The organism is Anabaena sphaerica FACHB-251 (assembly GCF_014696825.1).
In the GTDB taxonomy this organism is placed as follows: Bacteria; Cyanobacteriota; Cyanobacteriia; order Cyanobacteriales; family Nostocaceae; genus RDYJ01.
Window position 1 is genome coordinate 235170 of sequence record NZ_JACJQU010000004.1, and the last position, 19290, is coordinate 254459.

The following is a 19290-nucleotide window of genomic DNA, read 5'->3' on the forward strand; positions in this document are numbered from 1 at the left end:
ATTTGCTCCTCTAAGCCACCCATAAATCTCGTGCAAATCGTATAGAAAATGTCACCATTAGTATTGCAAAAAAACACATAACTGGGTATCTTAGACGAGGATAGCGTTCAAGCAATAAACCGAAGGCCATAGATAGGGATACAATACCGTAAGCGTATCGTTCAGCAGAAACAGTAATTCCAGTATTTAAAATTAAGCCATAGGAACACATCCCATAAACAAAGGTAACAAGAGGAATTTTAGACCGAAAAAACCAGAGTAAATATATTCCTCCGAAAATGATTACAATTTTAAACAATTCATCTCCAGCTAACAACCAAATTAATAACCACAGAAAATAAAAACCATAACCTACTTTCATCAAGCCTAGCTGTAAGCGAAAGCGCCATAATAAGTAAGCACTGACAATAATTATTAAAAAAAATAATGGATGCCAAGGTTCTTTAATATATCCATACTTCCAATTATTGAAACCTATAACTACTTGCATTAGCATTTGCCACCAACCTTGCAAAGCAAAACCCTTTGCATCTCCTCTCCATGCTTGTTGTGCATGGATAAAAGCCAAAGCATCATCAAATTGAATGTGACAATATAAGCTATAAAGAATAATACCTAGTCCAGTAGTTAAACTGGCAATATAGGCTTTTATACCTCTGTGATATTTCCAAGAAACAAACAAAAAAGTCGGTATGAGTGTAATTCCAGGTAATCTTGTTGCCGTAGATAATGCACCCCAGAAAGCTGCCCAAATATATTGTTTTTGATCAAAAGATCGTAAAGCGGCTGTGGTACATAATAAAAACAAACCTTCAGTGTAAATGATAGTCCCGTACAGAGAATAAGGACACCATGCTAGAGTTGCTGTTGCCCATCTTGCTGCCTTTGTGCCGTAAAGCTCCTCTACCCAGAAATAAAGTAGTATCAAGGCAGCTAAAAATGCTAAGTTATTCACCAAAGTGCTTGCCACTTTAAAAGGTAAACCAGTTGTCATTAATACACGACATAACAATGGAAATAACGGGAAAAAAGCTACTGTATGAATTTGTTTTACATCACTAGAAAAATCGTAGCCATTAGTGACAATTTTTTCATACCAAACACTGTCCCAAGCGTGGAAAACATCCCAACTAAAAGTGGCAGCAACGCCAGTTGATGGAGTCGGAAAGAATGGAGCAATGATTAACATAGCAACAGCTATTAGAAGTCTACTAGATAGCCACATTGCCATGATGAAAAATAAATCATTTGTAGTGAAATTAATCTTTTTGAATATCAACATATATGCAAAGATTTATTGATTTTCAAATAAGTAGACATCATCCTTTTCATATTTCAATTTAAATTCTGAATTATTGTTTAATTGACTTACTAAGCTTTGAGCAAATTCTTGATTACTTGCCCATCCAGGATGACGAACATTTAACAAAACATAATCAAAAATATTTAAATCTTGTTCTTGATAACCAACGTTGGTATATTTTATTAAATCCCTGTTACTTAAATGTGGGGTAATTTGCGCTGTTGTATAAACACTGCCTTGTTTTTTTACTAAAGACACTGCTTCTCTTGTAGCTTGCCAATTATCTATAGACTCTAAATATTTACCTGTAAAATGGGTGAATTTAGCTAAACACAGAAATGTAATTAAAGACCAGATAATAATCCCACGTTTGTTTTGTAGCAATCCCTTACCAACAGCAAGACTAGCAATGACGGCCAATATCAAAAATGGTAAAGCTGGTAATGAATATTGATGAACTAAATCTTTTTGAGGTTGATAGTCAGCTATTAAGTTGATTGCTACACAAGGAAGAGCGCCAACCAAGGGAATTAAACTAGCAGTAGATAAACCCCATATTATTGGTGCTGATAATAATAGTAAGTATCCCAAGTTATCAAGAGAAAAGATTTTACTGAATATTAATCCAGGCTGAAAGATTAAATTTTTAGCAATCTCAAAAACAGAGTTACCTAAATAACTATAACGTCCTACGGCTGCTGCTTCGGCACCACTGAAAACTGGGATAATTAACTTAGTTGCGATAATAAACCAAGCCACACCAAGAATAATAGCTAATAACCCAAACCAACGGCGTTTTTCAAATAAGATCAACCACAGTCCCATCGCTGCGACTGTTAAAGATAATACGGCTTTACATCCTAAAATGAAAATTAAACATACACAAAACCAAATTAATTTTTGCAATCGTGCGAATAAAACTGCGGATAAAAGCAATGGTACAGCAATAACTTCAGGATGAAAATCAAATAAATTAGTATTAAATACCACTGGATACAACAAGTAAGCAGTAGCAACTGCTATAGCTTGACTTTCTTTTAATCCTGCTTGAATAGCTAGATACCATGTAGGTAAAGCACCTAAAGCTAAAGCCAGTGCTTGCACAATAAATAGCCAATAGACGCTAGGGTAAATTTTGTAGGGTATTGCCAAAATATAATGAACCCAAGCAGCATGATCACCAAGAATGTGAAATCCTTGTATCGTAGTAATTGGTTCTTTTCCCTGACTAATTAAATAAATTGCTTGGTCAAAAATTCCTAAATCAAAAGCAGTGGAATTGAACAATTCATGTCTTAAACTACCAGAGATAAATAAAACTAAGGCACTTATGCCAATAATCAAACTAATAGGACTGATCTTAGACTTAGGTTTCATGTCATTTAATCACATTCGCGGATGAATTTAATTCCAGATGTTTCTATTTTTGTATAAATAAGTATACATCATCTTTTTTAAATTTTAATTCAAATAGTGAAATTGTTTTTAATTGCTTGACTAAATTATCATAATCTTCTGCACTTGCAGCCCGATCTGAGTTACGAACATTTATCAATATGTAATTAAACTTATTTAATTCATTAAGATTATAGTGAAAAGTAATTAATTCTCTATGGGTTAAATGTGGAGTAATAATATCTGTAGTTAAAACACTATCTTGAGTTTTAATTAAAGATATTGCTTCCTTGGTAGCTTGCCAATTATATAAATTTTTAAGATATTTTGAGGTAAAAAAGCCAAATTTACCTAATACTAAGAACCAAAATAACGACCATAAAATAATTGCTTTTTTTTGTATCCAAGCCTTACCTGCTGCTAGACTGGAAATTAAGGCTAATATTAAAAATGGAATTATTGGTAACGAGTAATGCCAGATCAAATTTTTTTGGGAGGGATGATCAGCAATCAAATTTAAAGCTAAACAAGGAATTGCGCCTATCAAGGCTATCATATATTTGGGTCTTAAAGCCCATATTACAGGCACTAATAAATAAAATAAATATTCTAAATTTATCAGTGTAAAAATGTTACTAAAAACAATTTTTGGTTGAAACAGGATAATTTGTAATGTTTCATAAAATGACTTTCCTAAATAGCTATAGCGATAAAGATGACGGTTAATTAATGCTGCCTCATTGCCAAAAAAAGGAATAATGATTTTGTTAGCAATCAAAAACCATGCTATACCACTCGTAATAGCGATCACACCATATAACCGTCGCTTCTCAAACAATAGCAACCAAACCCCCATAGCTACTACTGTCAAGGAAAGTACAGCTTTACATCCCAACACTATCAGAACACTTACACAAAACCAAACAATTTTTTTCGTTCTTGCAGCTAAAACAGCCGTCAAAAGTGCAGGAACAGCTATTGTATCTGGATGAAATTCAAGTAAGTTAGCATTATATATCAGAGGATAGAGTAGGTACACTGTTACCATTACTATTGCTTGACTTTTTTCCAAACCCGCTTGCAATGCCAAAAAATATGTAGGTAAAGCACCTAAAGCTAAAGCAGCAGACTGGACTGCAAATAGCCAATAAACGCTAGGATAAATTTTGTACAATAAAGCCAAAAAATATAGAATCCAAGCAGCATGATCAGCTAAAACATGAAAACCGAGTATAGAAGAAATTGGCTGTTTACCTTGACTAATTAAGTAAACACATTGATCAAAAAATGCTAAATCTCCACCTGAATTAAATAACTCATGTCTGAGGATACTAGATATAAATAAGAGCAATGTACTAATGGGAATAATTAAAGCTAAACTGTTATTATTTGGAAGGTTTTCTATTATTTTTTTAATATCAATTATCATAACAATATTATTTAAAATTTAAGGGGATTTTATAGATTGGTTGTGGAAAAATCATTTCACAATTTCTCATAACATCAAAAATTGTTAACCCTAAAATTATAGAAGCAATTTTTATATAGATAGGTGTTTCCAAATAACTAACAAAAGATGACATTTGCACAACTATAGAAACCCAACGATATTGAGGAAAATAAAAGGCAAATATAATAGATAAAATATCAGCAGGATAGAAATATCTGTTGTGCATCTTAGGCAAGATATATGGCATAAACAAAACTGATATTGTACCTAAGTATATGAGTCTATCTTGAGTTATTTCTAGGTTACTTCTATATACAAGATATGCTAACAAAAATATAGAAAATACAGTTAATAGTAAACCTATCGGCACAACAATATTATATAACTCGTTAGGAATCCATTGATAAAGATTAGGTACATTTTTAGCTAGTTCTTTATATTTATTAGCTTGATCAAAATACACCAATAGCAATTCTTTCATAGGTCTACCAGCAAACCAAGCTGGCAATATTGCCCCTATATATACTAGCGGAACTATTGGTAAATAATACCAAGATATTCTTTTTTTTACCAATAAAATTAATAATAAAGGTGATAAAAACATGGCTTGCAACTTAAAACAAATTCCTATACCAAAGCTAATTAATGCCGGAATTTGTTTATGAATTGATAAAAAGTAAATGCAAGCAATTAATCCTGTTGTATAAATAACATCACATTGTCCCCAAAGAGAACTATTATAAATTACAGTGGGACTTAATATAACTGCTAAAAATGCCCAATTTGCTCTTTTACCTACTGGATATTTTAGTTTGACAATTTTATAGGTGAAAAATGCACAAATAAAATCAACAGTCATAGCAAAAAGTTTGATTGCCAGAATTTTCGGCAATCCAGAAAGCATGGTAGAGGCAATTACAAGCCAGTAAAGGTAGGAAGGGGTATAATCAGCAAAACTATATTTTAAGGCATTAAATCCGCCATGAGAGGCAATGAAATCATACCAAGGATCTAAAAAATATTTATAATCTACTGATTTATTAGGAACACAAACTAATCTCAATATCACAGCGAATATAATACCAATAAATAAGTATCTAGGAATTGGCGATCGCAGATAGTTGAGAATCCTATCAAACTTATGTTTAACTAACTTTAATAATCTCTTGTTTGCAGTTATTATCATAAAACTTATAATTCTAGCCTGGTAAATTTTCTACTAATAGAAGTAAGGTAATATATTACCATCATCTACTTGCTAAAATTTTTACCCTGATAATGTAATTAACAGATACCATACTTCTGTTGCATCAGAGATATAACAAATTAGAGATATTAGAAAATTAATATGCAACCCAACCCAATAATAAGTTTTTATAATATTAACTAACAGAAAAGCAATATTACACCCCAGAAGAATATCTGGAATTAAAAGCAACTGCGGACTATAAAAACCAATATATTGAAGGAAAAATCATCCCTATTAGGTCGAAAACAGAAAACAACATATAAAAATAAATTCATTTCTTTACCCTACCCAATGATGCTGGGCAAAACCTATTGCTAACTTAATCAATAAGATCATAAATAAACCAAGAATTAAATAGGCTTGACGGGGAAAACGAGATAACCATACACCAATAGCAATATTTAAAGGCACAATTCCGTAAGCAAGACGACTTAAAGATATTGTTGCCCCAGAAGCTAATAGTAAACCCACTCCACAAAAGCCATAAATTACCATCACAGGCGTTAGTTGCTGACGAAATCTCCACAAAAGATAGCTACTACCCAAAACCATGAAAACATTAAGTAAGTTATTGATTATCTGTTGATCTGCTAGTATTAATACAACTATGACTGCAACATAACCCGCGTAGATAATGAAATTGATAATCGCAGGATGTGAATAGTTACGAAACATCCTTACAAAAAAATAACTAATTACAATGATACTAAATATTAGAGGATGCCAAATATCTAAAACACCTCCATTTTTATTAGCTGCCCAACCATCAGACCAATTACTACCAAAAGGAATTTGCAAGAGCATATTTAACCAACCTTGCCAGTCAAAACCTAATGAGGTTCGCCATCCTTTTTGAGCAGCTATAAAAGCTAAAGGATCATTAAAAGTAATGGCACAATATAAACTAAATAGTAATAGTCCGGTGGTAGCTACTAAACCTGCAATATAGGCAATTGGTGGTTTATTTTGCTTCCATGCAGCTAGTAAAAAGGCGGGGATTAGTGCCATTCCTGTGGGACGTGTGGCTGTGGCCATAGCCCCCCAAAGGGCAGTCCCACCATATTGTTTATTATCAAAGGCACGCAAAGCGGCTATACTCAAAAATAAATATAATCCTTCTGTGTAAATTATGCCTGTAAAAATGGACATGGGAGAAAAAGAAAGTACAGAAGTTGCCCATTGTGCTGTTTTTGTTCCATAATGTTTTTTTAACCAAAAATACAGAAAGTAAAGTGCGCCGCCAAATGCTAAATTATTGATTAATACACCTGCTTTTTCAAAGGATAAACCTAATTTCATGAATATCCAAATACTCACAGGAAACAGAGGGAAAAAAGCAATATTATGCTGTTTACCGTCATTGACAAATTCATAACCAGAAGTCACTATCATTTGATAATGTATACTATCCCAAACATTAAAAGTACCAAAGCCAAAATTGGTAACTTCTTGATTTGCTAATACCAATTTTGGTGTAATCAAAAACATAGCTATAAAAATTAGAATGCGACTACCTAACCATACTGCGGCTGGAAAATATATATGATCTTTACAAAAGAATTTTGTTATATTTAGAATCTGCGATTTTACCATAGATTTATCCATTTTTTGAAAATCATTTTTGATTAATTATTTTTGTGAAAATTAGAATCAAATCAGTTTGAAATATCAAATTTAACAGCAAAAATTCCACAAAAGTGCGCCTTTGGACGAAAAAATCCTTGATCCTTGAGCGTGGTGAGTGTCAAGAGTGAGTCCTCAACAATTTATAGTTAAGAGTAAGCGTAAATTGTTAAATCATTGTGAAAGCTATTACTCTTGTTGGTTCTACCGGCTCTATTGGTACTCAGACTTTAGATATCGTCTCTGAACACCCTGATAAGTTTCGCATAGTTGGTCTGGCTGCTGGACGCAATGTGGAGTTGTTCGCGGCGCAAATTCGCCAGTTTCGCCCCCAAATTGCCGCAATTTCTGCGGCGGATAAGTTACCAGAACTTCAGGAAGCAATTAAAGACCTCAACCCTCAACCTATTTTACTGGCTGGAGAAGCGGGAGTGATAGAAGTTGCACGGTATGGCGATGCGGAAACGGTTGTTACTGGTATTGTGGGTTGCGCGGGTTTACTTCCCACTATCGCTGCTATTGAAGCGGGTAAAGACATTGCTTTAGCAAATAAAGAAACTATCATTGCCGGCGCTCCTGTGGTGTTACCTTTGGTAGAAAAATACGGGGTGAAACTATTACCCGCAGATTCCGAACATTCGGCGATTTTTCAATGTTTGCAAGGTGTTCCTAAAGGTGGTTTAAAAAAGATATTACTGACTGCTTCTGGTGGTGCTTTTCGAGATTGGCCTGTGGAAAATTTACCGCAAGTAAAAGTTGCTGATGCTATTAAACATCCTAACTGGTCAATGGGGCGAAAAATCACCGTAGATTCTGCAACTTTGATGAATAAGGGTTTGGAAGTAATTGAAGCTCATTATTTGTTTGGGGTGGATTATGATGATATCGAAATTGTCATTCATCCTCAAAGTATAATTCACTCTTTAATTGAGTTACAAGATACTTCAGTTTTAGCTCAACTCGGTTGGCCAGATATGCGTTTACCTTTGCTTTATGCTTTATCTTGGCCAGAGCGAATTTACACAAATTGGGAAAGACTGAATTTAGTAAAATCTGGTGATTTAACCTTTCGTGAGCCAGATCATCAAAAATATCCTTGTATGGGCTTGGCTTATGCTGCAGGTAGAGCCGGCGGTTCTATGCCAGCGGTTTTAAATGCTGCTAATGAGCAAGCTGTGGCGCTATTTTTAGAAGAGAAAATTAGCTATTTGGATATTGCTCGGTGTATTGAATGGGTGTGCGATCGCCATCAAAATCATAACAAAGAAAATCCCTCTTTAGATGACATTTTGGCAGCAGATCAATGGGCTAGACAAGAAGTTTTCACAGCTACTGAAAAGTTAGCAACTCAGCCGCAAGTTATTTCTGTACGTTAGGACTAGATCCCCGACTTCATCTTTGCTATTGTCAAAAAATTTTCAACTATGTCAGAAGTCGGGGATCTTAAACTCTGATCACGTGATATTATACACTATAATAAAATCAGCATAAGCACTCAAACAAGTCTGGGAATATTCAAACCTCAGTCACAATGAAATAGCAGTTTTTATTTGCGAGTGCAATTGATTTGCGTTAAGTAAAAACACTGAAAAATTACAATTATTCGCTACTTGATAAACTATGGCTAAAATGCAACTGCATTTCAACGGTAACTTCTCCCTCAAAAAAGAAGAAATTAAAAGAATACTAGAAGCAGCATCAGGAGAAAAAGGTTTAAAAGACACCTTAGAAAACCTAATGACAAAAACAGGTTTAGGTAATGCCAAAGTTGGCAAAATCAAAAGTTGGGCAATTAGATCTGGTTTAGTCAAAGACAATTATTTAAGTCCAGAGGGAAGAATAGTATTAAAACATGATCCTTATTTACAATCAATCATTACCGATTGGTTAATGCACTTTTATTTAAGCTTTGGTAATGAAGGTTTAAAGCAAATACCAGAAAATCCTTCTGAATGGGGAGGATGGACTTATTTTATTTATATATTTTTGCCAGAAAATCCCACTTTTACTAAAGATAACTTATTTCAAAATAGTATTCCTATATTTGAAGAACCAGCTAAAGTAATTCCTGAAAGATTCAAATATATTTTAAGAGCTTATACCGAACCGCAAGCATTAGCTAATTGTCAAATTATCCAAGAAATCAAAACAAACACCTATCAAACAGGAAAAGCCAAACTTCCCAATTCTCATTTAATTGGTTATTTCCTAGCTAAACTTTGGGAACGAGATTTTAATAAACAAACTTCTGTTTTAACAGACGATATCATCAATCAAAAAATGGGAATTGTCCCGGTTTTAGGTATTCAACCAGAAACATTACAGCAACATCTAAATAGTATAGAATCCTTGGGAATTATTGAACAAAGACGCACAGTATCACCCTATCAAATTATACGTCGCTGGGATGCTCCTGTTAACTTATTAGAAAAAGCTTATGGTAACAATCAATAACTTATCACTTGCAGATGCAAAACCTACAGATTACCCTCAATGATCGCTTTTTCTGCTTCTGTTAACCCATACAACAAATAAACTATTTCATCAATTAAACAATCACATCTTTGCAGTTGCTGTTTGATTGGTAAGAGAATATTTAAACTTGATTGATATTCTTTACCTAATGTTTCCTGTTCTTTTCTGGTGGTAATATCAATTTTGATTTTCTTCTTATTGTTCTTGAGAATATCGATTAATTCATCTAATGTTAAATGATTATCTCCTTGTTTTTGTTTATGATAATCACCTAAATAATTCTGAATTTTTGATTTATTGGTTAGGTTATCAATATCAGTACCAATAAATCTTTCTAACCATGTGATAAATCCTTTGATTTCTGTTTGTTTTTGTTTATTTAATTCTATCATTTATTCCGCTAAATATGCTAATAAATCATGAATTACATCCGCTTGAGATGGTTGTTGGTTAAGGTGGTGATCAATTTGGGTAAGTAGGATATTAGGGTTATGATTGATTTGATATTGTTGGTAAATATTAATGAGATTTTGTAGATATTCTTGACGTTTTTCTGGGGGAGTTGTAAAGAATATTTTAGGAACTGGTAGAGATTTAATTTCATAACCATTGATATTATTGTTTGTGCTAGTTAGATTAAATCTCCAATCTAATAACTTAAAATTTAGTAAAGCAGTCAAAAATTCTAAATTATATACTTTCACATCAGATGTCAAATGATTTTTTTGATTTTTTTTAATTTAAAGATCCAAAATCAACTTCATCAAAATCCCAACCTAAAAAATGATTCTTGAGTTTCAGTGAAATAATTTTCATATTCTTATTTAAATTTTATTAAAAAAAACAACTATATTGTCATTTTAAAATATAATAGATAGCTTATTTAACAACCATGATTTTTAAGCATCAGATGTCATGATCATTACTTTATTAGTCGCGTGGATAATATTTGTCATTCTGTGGAAATTAGTAAAAACCACCATCAAAACTGCCGTGACTTTTGCAGCTATAGTGGTTTTATTATACTTTGGTTTTGGGATTACACCCCAAGATATTTTGCATCAAGTCACTCAATTTGCCCAAACCTTCTCACAAACACCAGCTGGTAAGTAATTCGTAATTCGTAATCATTGATTTTCTCTCCTGCTCCCCACTTCCCCATCTCATCATCTTATACCAATTTTATGTGAGGCTGCACAGAATGATGACATCAATAGACATCTGGTGGTAATTAAATGTGCGTGGTTTGAAACCCTTGTAGAGACGTTCCGGCGGAACGTCTCTACCATATTTCCGGAGAGGTCTAATAGACTTGTCCATCTTTATCTGTGTTTATCTGCGTTTATCTGCGGTCAATTATTCTTGATATCTTATTCTATGCAACTTCATATCAATTTGGTATTACTTGTTGGATGCCGAAATTTTAGCCAGTGCATCTTTAACAGCAGGAGGTAGCTGACGCATGATTTTACCTCTTTCCCTGTCTAATGCCACTAGTGTCACCTGAGCAGTGACATATAATTCTTGATCATCCGTGGAAACAATTTTATAATCCCAGTTAATGCGGACACCCGTTACTTCCAACATCCGGGTTTTTACCAGCGCCATCATCCCTAATTGAAGTGAACGATGATAGCGTACTGACAATTCTACAACTGGCAAATCACAACCTAAAGCCACTAAATCAGCAAATTCAATACCTATAGAGCGCAAACATTCTACCCGCGCTTCTTCCATCCAAGTTAAATAAGTACCGTGCCAAACAATTCCTGCATAATCCGTGTGGTGAGGCTGCACTCTGATAGGATATTCAAACCAATTGTCAAATTCAGCCCTTGTCACCTTATCAATGGCGCTAGTTGGTGGTAGTTTTGGTTGGCTTGGTGTTTTTTGAGTCATATTCAATCTTGTGAGTATTGACTTTAATTGTTACCCATCAGATTTTAACAGACACCGCGAAACACTTGACACAACAGTACAAAGACGAGCTATTTACGGTAATGGTGAATAGGTGTTAAGCGTTAAACAAACAAAGCCGCTATCACCAATTACCAATTACCGAAAAACAAGGCCATATTTGCCCTCGTCTTGGGCAAGTTATCACTTCTTGACAAGGGTTTTATGTCTTGTAGAAGTTTGTATAGATTGCTTGACAAGATTAGCCAGTTCCTGCAATTGGTTAATTGCTTCTGCACCTTCTAATTTCATTAATTCGCGGTCATCTCGCATTTCAGTCCACGTGATTCCGTAATCTGATACCAAAAAGCGAATAAGATGATTGTCTCCTAAGCTAACCATAAACGAAGCACTGTTCATTTGGTCGCCACAGGTATAACAGGAAGCTGGATAGCCGTTCCGCTCCAGTACTATTGCCAAAGCTTGTAGGTTCATTACCAAGTCTTGGACAAATTGTCTATGTTGATGTGCCAGTCTCAGAAACACTTTTTTCCTCCAGACACCACAGTCATTTGAGTATATTTTATATTTTCTTTAGATTTTCCCATCCTTTGGTATTGTAAACTATCCATTACAATTCCCAAAAAATAGTTAAGTCTGTAATTAGCTATCTTGCTTAGGGTAGTGGATAACGATTCTGTATGTCGTATCAAACTATTCAATTTGCAAGATATAAATATCCGTTCAAACCAGTAAAGTTAATATTGTCTTTAGATGTTTAGCTCTAATCTCCTAGTTTTGTAAGCAATCAGCTTTCAGCCTAACTCAAATCTCCTGCTAGTCAACCTGGGAACAGTTGCATATTACACTGTTATAGGTAGTGGTTAACCGAATTAGCAGTATTTCTTTACTCTAGCGTAACTTTTCGCCTTTTTATTGCCATCTCTATTTTGGTTAATCTATTTTTGATCTAGTCTAGTATTGATAGCCACACAAGAAAAAGCAGCCATGCCTTGTAAAACGGCAAGTTGGAGATTTCAGTCTTAAGACCGATGCCAGAATTTAAATAGGGTTTGCTGATAGCGTAGCGTGGCGTAAGCCATAAAAGTCTTGTCGTGGAGATAGGGAACAGGTAACTCTTAACAGGGAACAGTTTCAAGTGTTTAGTAGGGAAAAATTTTCTTTTGAGTAGGACTCAAAAGCACGGTTTTGAAGTTCTTACCCCAAAAAACTTGCCACTTTTTGAAAATAAAAAAGGCTGAAACCTTCTCCCTGTAATGCTTTTATGTTTATTCAGCCAGAGTTAGATAAATTTTGCTAAATTTTATACTGAATGCTTGAACCGGGAAAACCCCAAGCCTACATACATCCTCTAAAACATAGCTGAATTGAGGATTGGGCGGTAGCCATTTAGGCAATAGTTTCGAGATATTGAATAAGTAACAGAAACAGGGGAGTAGAAGCAATAATCCTGGGTTAAGGTTTCAACCTGATAACAACCCCCTTAAAAAAGGGGGAGCTAAATTCTTCAAAGTCCCCATACACCCTACACCCTGCTTCAAAAGACTACTTGCCACCAACCAAAAGCAGGACCGATAAAACGGATCGTCACCCATGCTACGACCATAACACCAATGCCAATCCAGGCTCCACGAGTAGTCAAACTCACAAATAGTTCAGCTTGAGATTTGGTGATGGGAATCCAGGGTAAGATGCGAGTATCTTGACCGTATTGTTCTCCTAGTGTGGTTTTACGACGTTTTGCTTCACCCATAATCAGTAATTTAAATTTCGGTTTAGGTTCTTAATATATGTTCGCAGGAATCACGGCTATTTTAGAGAGGAGGCAGGAGTTAGAAGGCTCCAAGCTAGAAGTTTTTGAATGTTGAATTGTTCCGATGCCTGTGATTAAGCAGAATTTTCTTCATTAGGTTGAGAAAACAAGCTGGGATCGAGATAGGTTAAGCGTGCTAGAGGACTAAGGGCAGTGAGAATTTGAGCGCCATAGCTCCGGTTAACAACACGACTATCAAGTAAAGCCACAATACCCTGATTTTCCCGGACTGGAGCGATCGCTCGTTGCAATTCATTCAAAGCAGTGGGTAATAAATATAACCGAAACCAATCTTGGTGAGATCGCTTGTAATGAGCTACCCTACCAGCCACCAAAGGATTTTCCAAAGATGGTAAAGGCAAAGTCGCAATCATTAACAACCGGGGTGCTGGTAAAACACCTTGATGCGATCGCCAATATTCCCAACCTGTCACCAAAATACCATTTTCATCCAAACAAGTTTTTTCCACCTGCACCCGCGAACCAAACTCCGAAGCCAAAATTGTCCCCACTCTTGATTTGAGAGGTACATCCCCCACCAACACCACAGTCATCCCTGGTGCTGTTGCACTTAAACAAACCAGCGTGCGGACTTGGTGAATAAACGCCCCTTGAAATTCCGGTGTATTCGGTAGAGGCAACTTATAAGGTGCATACAGTTGGATAGCCTCCCCCTGATGATCAGCGGAAAACTTCAAACAAGTTACATCATCCAAACCCAAACGCTCCCGGAATAAAGGAGCTTCCGTTTCTGGTTCTAAAGCACTGCCAATCAATACTACAGGTTGACGCTGCCAAATTGGTGTCAGTCTTTTGGCTAATTCAATCGGGGCATAATGTAAAGAAAATAACCCTTGACGACGGGAAATAGTCGCCCAGAAGAGAGCAGGAGATGGAGAGATGGGCAGATGGGCAGATGGGGAGACGGGGGGAAAATCATCTGCAAAGTTTTGGAACATCTGCCAAAATTTTTGCCAGGTTTTTGGTAAGTCTCTGATGGAATCTAAACTAGAATACAGACCTTGTAAAATCTCTATCTCTGTTTGAGAAATCAGATAGCAGTGGTATGGATTTTCTGGATGCTGGAATAATTCATGTGTCAGTTTTACCCTGGCTTCACGAATAACCTCAGCTTGGTAGGGACAAGCCAGCATAAGTTGATCCCAGTCATGAGGTTGAATATCTTGGGTTAGCTGATCACGTACCCAATTTTCTAAATCATCAACCCCATCAATAATAGTGGGAATATTTGGGGGGAAACTATCATTATCAGCCAACTGACCTTTCAACCAAGCTTCCGGGGATGTTAACAGCAATCCTTGGAAATCAGAACCAGGCCAAACCTCACCAGTTCTGATCGGTTTATTAGCTGATAACCATTGCTGTAACCGGGGAATTTCTATATTTAGTAAGCGTTGCTGGACATCTACCGATGCCACAATAATTACAGGTCCATGCCACATCAAGGCAGATGCGATAAAACTTGTGCGATATCGCCCTTGGTAGCCACAAACTGCCCCTACTTGAATTAAAGCACTACGTCCTAACCGCAAAGCCCGTGCTACCAACCGTGCCATCGTCAAATGATGCGGCCAAGTTGGAAAACCCGCCTGCGATCGCAGGAAGTTATGTAGTGATAAATGAACTTCTGCCTCAATCACACGCTTTTCATCCCATAACAAGTGACTTTTTCCGAACTTCCCCATTTCTATTATGTTGTCATTAGTGATTGGTGATTGGTAATAGGTAATTAGTAATGGGTAGTTGGTAAACTTCCTCCTTTTACCAGTCCCCAGTCCCCAGTCCCCAGTCCCCAATGACCATTTACCAACTTCCTTAAATTATGCCAACTTACAAAGGAATCTCCAGCGAAGCCTTTAGGCATCCACTAGATCGCCAAGCCGAGCAAGCTTTGCGAAGTTTACCAGGATTTGATTTAATCGCTCGTAAATTTGTGGAATTTGTCTATGAACGCCCTCAATTAGTCTATTTAATGGGCAACAGCATCCAAGTCGGACCGCGCCAATATTCCACTATTTACCAAATATTTCGGGAATGTGTGCGAGATTTGGACATTTACCCCGAACCTACACTGTTTATCTCACACAACCCCCAAGCCAACAGCTACGCTTTGGGCCAAGAAAATCCTTACATAGTCGTTAACACAGGCATACTAGACTTACTCAATGAAGCCGAAATTCGGACTGTGTTAGCCCATGAACTGGGGCATATTAAATGTGGTCATACTATTTTAATTCAAATGGCGATGTGGGCAATGAGCGCCGCTTCCGCCATTGGCGAATTAACCTTCGGTTTGGGAAATTTTGTCAGTCAAGCTTTAATTTATGCCTTTTTTGAATGGCGGCGTAAAGCTGAACTAACCGCAGATCGCGCAGCATTGTTAGTCATGGATGACTTAAATCCAGTCATGTCATCAATGATGAAAATCTCTGGCGGTAGTAACAAATATGCCAATGAATGTAGTTTACAAGAATTTATCCAGCAGTCAGAAAAGTATCAAGCACTGGATGAAGATGGACTCAATCAAGTATATAAATTTCTCATGTACAATGGCGCTCAAGGGATGATGCTTACCCATCCTTTCCCCGTTGAACGCTTGCATTATTTACGCACTTGGGCAGTATCAGAAGAATATCAGCAAATTCGCCAAGGTAACTATCAAAAAACACCAGCTACCGGAGCAGTGAATGTCAAAGTTGAAACGCCGGAAAGTGAAGCAGAAAAACTACGACAACAAATTGAAGAATTACAAAAAGAAATTGACAGAATGAAAAAGTCAGAATAGGCAAAAGGCAAGAGGCAGAAGACAGGAGAATAAATTTCCCCTCTGCTCCTCTGCCCCCCTGCTCCCTTGCTTCCCAATCAGCTTTCCGGTTCACAGTCGGGAACACCTTCTCTAAATACTCGACTAGCGAGAATATCTACTGCTTCGATGGTAATTAAATCTTGTTTATTTAACTTTTTGCCACTGCTCAATAAACGATTAGCTTGACGCAAACGCGCTCTGTCTATGGCATTACGGACACTACGAGCATTAGCAAAATGAGGCATTGTCTTACGTCTAATTAAATACTCGCGGAAAGCTGTTTCTGCATCTGGGCTGAAACAATAGTTTTGGGCTTTGACTATAGATTGGGCAATAATCAGCAAATTATCAACGCTGTAATCGTTGAATTCAATGTGAATTCCAATGCGCGAATTCATACCAGGGTTACTGTGGAAAAAATGCTCCATTTGGGTTTTATAACCAGCTAGAATGACAACTAAATCATCACGCTGGTTTTCCATTACCTGCATAAGAATTTCAATTGCTTCTAACCCAAAATCTCCTGGATGATCTGGGCGGTATAAAGTATAAGCTTCATCAACTAATAAAACACCACCCATGGCATTATTTAAAACTTCTCTAGTTTTCGGTGCTGTTTGTCCGATCCCCTGCCCAACTAAATCATCTCGTGTTACCAACATGACATTTTCTTTGCGGATGTATTCCAAACGATAGAGAATTTCTGCCATCCGCATGGCTACAGTGGTTTTACCCATACCTGGGTTGCCTAAAAAAGTCATGTGCAAGCTTGGCGCACCAGCAGTTAAACCCAAACTTTTCCGGATACGGTCAACCAACAACAAGGCGGCCATTTCCTTAATTTTGTTTTTGACGGACTTTAAACCGACTAACTCCTGGTCTAACTTATCGAGAATGTCTTGGATATGAGATTCCTGAAAAGCTGCCTCTAAATCGATTTCGCTATCTTGGGTAATGGTAGTAAATGCTGCTGTTTTCAAAACCTGTTCACTCATGACTATCTCCTTTGGCAATGACTCTGATGATAGCGGCAAGTTGGGAAATATAAAAGAATGTAATTCTAATATGTCTGATATATATTTCTTTATTATCAATTCCTGAGTTTAGTCATAGAGAAAACATAATATCCTTGACCTCACCTCCAATATAGAGACAGTCTGAGGGCTGGTTATTGGTTATTGTCATAGGTTATTGGTAAAATTTAACCCAGTGTCTAATCAGCTTATACCCATTTTCCTTTACTTTGAAACATATAAAATTGTCCCTACTTCCTGAAAAATAGAGGCCAAGATAAATGATATGTATCAAGGTTTAAGAGAAATGATATTACCTATAGGTAGGAAAATTATAAGGGTTTGACCATACCCCAGCCTTAAATCTGATTTAGGTTTTTCTCAACATGATGATTCAATTGACAAAACGGTTGCTTGCATTGGTACTTGTTGTTACTTGTACCTTGTTATTTCCAGAAATTACGGTAGCATCAGCAAATAATTTTTTTAGTTCTCCTCAAGTAATTTTCACTTCACCAGGCGAAGATACTCAGGATACAATTACTTTTTCTGAGGATGATTTGACTCCCCAGGAACGCCAAAAACTTCAAGCAGTCCGTCAGCGCCGCAACAAGGAAATTCTTGCTGCTTTAGATTCTTCCCAACGTCAACAACTTGCTCACAATTTGCATACTGGTAGTGACTTTAATCAAGCCCTAGAAGCACTAAATTTAAGTTCAGAACAACAGGATTTAATCAATGCTGCTATTGATTTTACTAATTTGAAATTGAAGGGGATTTTTTCTCATCATGCCTTAATTGATAGTCATAAATAAAACTTAGGAATTGACAATGATAAATTATGCCAGTTGTGGGAGTTTTTGCATTTTGAGCAACTGGCAATAATACAGCAGGAGTCAGGAGTCAGGAGTCAAGAGTCAGGAGTAAAACGGGCTTTGTGTATAGGTTTCAATTTAGATTCTGTACCGTATGGCTACGCCACGCCAGCTATCGGCTGACGCTCACGGAAGCCTCATTGATCTGCAATCTGCTGTAACAATAGGATTATTTTTAGAAGTGGTGATTTAGTAATAATAGGACTTACGCAAGTGTCACATCAAATATCTCTTGTAGGGTGCGTCCTTTTAAAAAAACTTCTAAATGGTTACATATAGCATTTACCAAGCTAGTGAGGTACAGAGTTTTTTAGTCTTATACCAATTTTATGTGAGGCTGCACAGAATGATGACATCAATAGACTTGTCCATCTTTATCTGTGTTTATCTGCGTTTATCTGCGGTCAATTATTATTGATATCTTATTCTATGCAACTTCATATCAATTTGGTATGAGTAATTAATAAATTTGAAAAATTTAGGGTGCATCAGGAAAAATCCCAACACACCCTAACGACTAATAAGCAATAACTAATTCGCAACTTCAGCCAATTCAATCACGCGCCCTTCATAATCCTTAACCAAAAAATTCAAAGGCTTTTGATTGCGAATCTTAAACTTCAAACCCCGTGTTTCCACACGCATTAAAATTAACTCCAAGCAGTCATGGTCAAAACAAACATGACGCTGTTGATTTTTAGTACCAATACTCGCACCAGTAATGATGTGCAGTTGAGTATTTTTCTTTAATTGATACCACAGTCCATCGTTGGCATTACTCATCATCTTATTGGACCAACTGGGACTAGATGACATATAAAGCGGGTCAATCCCTGTTGCACCAATGGTTTGTTCGTAGTTGTAGTAATAGTGCAAAGGTACTTCTGCTGCTGGCAAATCTAGCAACCCTTCATACAACTGTCGGGCAATTTCCAAATCTGACACCATCACAGTGTAGACTTTGGGGGCGCTGGTCAGAAACATCCACATAGCGCCAGCATAAGCAGCCAACAGCATAATCATTATGCCTTGGGTGGAGAAAAGACTATCTAAAGGCAGGGAAGGTAAAAAAGAGCCTAATGTAAATGGACTCAGCAGAAAAGGTATCAAACTAGCTGCTATAACCATGAATAAACAAAGATTGTATAAGGGAGCCGCTTTTAGTATTGTCGATAAAGACTAGCATACTGTCATCTTCTTCAGTTTATCGCAGGAACAGGGAACAGGGAACAGGGAACAGGGAACAGGTGACAGGTGACAGGTGACAGGTGACAGTTAAGAGTTTTTAGCAATCACCAATCACCAATTACCAATTACCCATTACCAATTACTGTTTACCAGCCATTACTC

General features: G+C 36.5%; 19 protein-coding genes. 6 read left to right on the top strand and 13 right to left on the bottom strand.

The annotated features are described in order from the left end of the window. Positions 1-10 precede the first annotated feature (10 nt). The 5 genes from H6G06_RS09915 to H6G06_RS09935 form a co-directional block, all read right to left on the bottom strand. Positions 11-1282: a mannosyltransferase family protein gene (locus H6G06_RS09915; protein WP_242039649.1), complete on the bottom strand. Its 1272-nt coding sequence runs from the start codon at positions 1280-1282 to the stop codon at positions 11-13. Positions 1283-1294: 12 nt separating this feature from the next. Then, positions 1295-2680: a DUF2079 domain-containing protein gene (locus tag H6G06_RS09920; protein ID WP_190559555.1), complete on the bottom strand. Its 1386-nt coding sequence runs from the start codon at positions 2678-2680 to the stop codon at positions 1295-1297. A 43-nt stretch (positions 2681-2723) separates the two neighbouring features. Next, positions 2724-4127 carry a DUF2079 domain-containing protein gene (locus H6G06_RS09925; protein ID WP_190559556.1) on the bottom strand — a complete coding sequence of 468 codons (1404 nt, stop codon included), beginning with the start codon at positions 4125-4127 and terminating at the stop codon, positions 2724-2726. Positions 4128-4134: 7 nt separating this feature from the next. Then, positions 4135-5334, bottom strand: a complete 1200-nt coding sequence (locus H6G06_RS09930; RefSeq protein WP_190559557.1) for a hypothetical protein — start codon at positions 5332-5334, stop codon at positions 4135-4137. A gap of 342 nt (positions 5335-5676) precedes the next feature. Further along, positions 5677-6990 carry a mannosyltransferase family protein gene (locus H6G06_RS09935; RefSeq protein WP_190559850.1) on the bottom strand — a complete coding sequence of 438 codons (1314 nt, stop codon included), beginning with the start codon at positions 6988-6990 and terminating at the stop codon, positions 5677-5679. Between the two features lie 209 nt (positions 6991-7199). Here H6G06_RS09935 and dxr point away from each other — a divergent pair, with 209 nt between their 5' ends. Together dxr and H6G06_RS09945 are read left to right on the top strand one after the other, a co-directional pair. Next, entirely contained in the window at positions 7200-8396 is a 1197-nt protein-coding gene (gene dxr, locus H6G06_RS09940) for a 1-deoxy-D-xylulose-5-phosphate reductoisomerase (RefSeq protein ID WP_190559558.1), read from the top strand. A gap of 244 nt (positions 8397-8640) precedes the next feature. Then, the gene (locus H6G06_RS09945) at positions 8641-9474 is read left to right on the top strand and encodes a DUF4007 family protein (protein WP_190559559.1); all 834 of its coding nucleotides are present in this window, start codon (positions 8641-8643) and stop codon (positions 9472-9474) included. Between the two features lie 23 nt (positions 9475-9497). Here H6G06_RS09945 and H6G06_RS09950 read toward each other — a convergent pair whose 3' ends face one another. Both H6G06_RS09950 and H6G06_RS09955 read right to left on the bottom strand, forming a co-directional pair. After that, positions 9498-9887: a hypothetical protein gene (locus tag H6G06_RS09950; RefSeq protein WP_190559560.1), complete on the bottom strand. Its 390-nt coding sequence runs from the start codon at positions 9885-9887 to the stop codon at positions 9498-9500. After that, positions 9888-10199, bottom strand: coding sequence for a hypothetical protein (locus H6G06_RS09955; protein WP_190559561.1), 312 nt, complete (start codon positions 10197-10199; stop codon positions 9888-9890). It abuts the gene before it with no gap. Between the two features lie 211 nt (positions 10200-10410). On the opposite strand from H6G06_RS09955, the gene H6G06_RS09960 reads away from it, so the two are divergent. Continuing rightward, entirely contained in the window at positions 10411-10608 is a 198-nt protein-coding gene (locus tag H6G06_RS09960) for a hypothetical protein (protein ID WP_190559562.1), read from the top strand. A 288-nt stretch (positions 10609-10896) separates the two neighbouring features. Here the strand turns inward: H6G06_RS09960 and H6G06_RS09965 are convergent, their stop codons facing one another. The 4 genes from H6G06_RS09965 to H6G06_RS09980 form a co-directional block, all read right to left on the bottom strand. Continuing rightward, positions 10897-11394 carry an acyl-CoA thioesterase gene (locus H6G06_RS09965; RefSeq protein ID WP_190559563.1) on the bottom strand — a complete coding sequence of 166 codons (498 nt, stop codon included), beginning with the start codon at positions 11392-11394 and terminating at the stop codon, positions 10897-10899. Between the two features lie 201 nt (positions 11395-11595). After that, complete coding sequence (locus H6G06_RS09970; protein ID WP_190559564.1) at positions 11596-11937, bottom strand: DUF1815 family protein; 342 nt, start codon at positions 11935-11937, stop codon at positions 11596-11598. 1012 nt (positions 11938-12949) lie between these two features. Beyond that, the gene (locus tag H6G06_RS09975) at positions 12950-13165 is read right to left on the bottom strand and encodes a DUF2839 domain-containing protein (RefSeq protein ID WP_190559565.1); all 216 of its coding nucleotides are present in this window, start codon (positions 13163-13165) and stop codon (positions 12950-12952) included. 134 nt (positions 13166-13299) lie between these two features. Beyond that, positions 13300-14886: a helicase C-terminal domain-containing protein gene (locus H6G06_RS09980; RefSeq protein ID WP_190559852.1), complete on the bottom strand. Its 1587-nt coding sequence runs from the start codon at positions 14884-14886 to the stop codon at positions 13300-13302. 182 nt (positions 14887-15068) lie between these two features. On the opposite strand from H6G06_RS09980, the gene H6G06_RS09985 reads away from it, so the two are divergent. Then, positions 15069-16031: a M48 family metallopeptidase gene (locus H6G06_RS09985; protein WP_190559566.1), complete on the top strand. Its 963-nt coding sequence runs from the start codon at positions 15069-15071 to the stop codon at positions 16029-16031. Between the two features lie 77 nt (positions 16032-16108). On the opposite strand, the gene H6G06_RS09990 is transcribed toward H6G06_RS09985, so the two are convergent. Beyond that, positions 16109-17047: an AAA family ATPase gene (locus H6G06_RS09990; RefSeq protein WP_190559567.1), complete on the bottom strand. Its 939-nt coding sequence runs from the start codon at positions 17045-17047 to the stop codon at positions 16109-16111. A gap of 404 nt (positions 17048-17451) precedes the next feature. Here H6G06_RS09990 and H6G06_RS09995 point away from each other — a divergent pair, with 404 nt between their 5' ends. Further along, positions 17452-17880: a hypothetical protein gene (locus tag H6G06_RS09995; protein ID WP_190559569.1), complete on the top strand. Its 429-nt coding sequence runs from the start codon at positions 17452-17454 to the stop codon at positions 17878-17880. 591 nt (positions 17881-18471) lie between these two features. Here H6G06_RS09995 and H6G06_RS10000 read toward each other — a convergent pair. Further along, positions 18472-19038, bottom strand: a complete 567-nt coding sequence (locus H6G06_RS10000; protein WP_242039654.1) for a glyoxalase-like domain protein — start codon at positions 19036-19038, stop codon at positions 18472-18474. Here H6G06_RS10000 and H6G06_RS27340 point away from each other — a divergent pair. After that, positions 18965-19123 carry a hypothetical protein gene (locus H6G06_RS27340; RefSeq protein WP_242039656.1) on the top strand — a complete coding sequence of 53 codons (159 nt, stop codon included), beginning with the start codon at positions 18965-18967 and terminating at the stop codon, positions 19121-19123. The two genes, H6G06_RS10000 and H6G06_RS27340, sit on opposite strands and share 74 nt — an antisense overlap. Positions 19124-19290 lie beyond the last annotated feature (167 nt).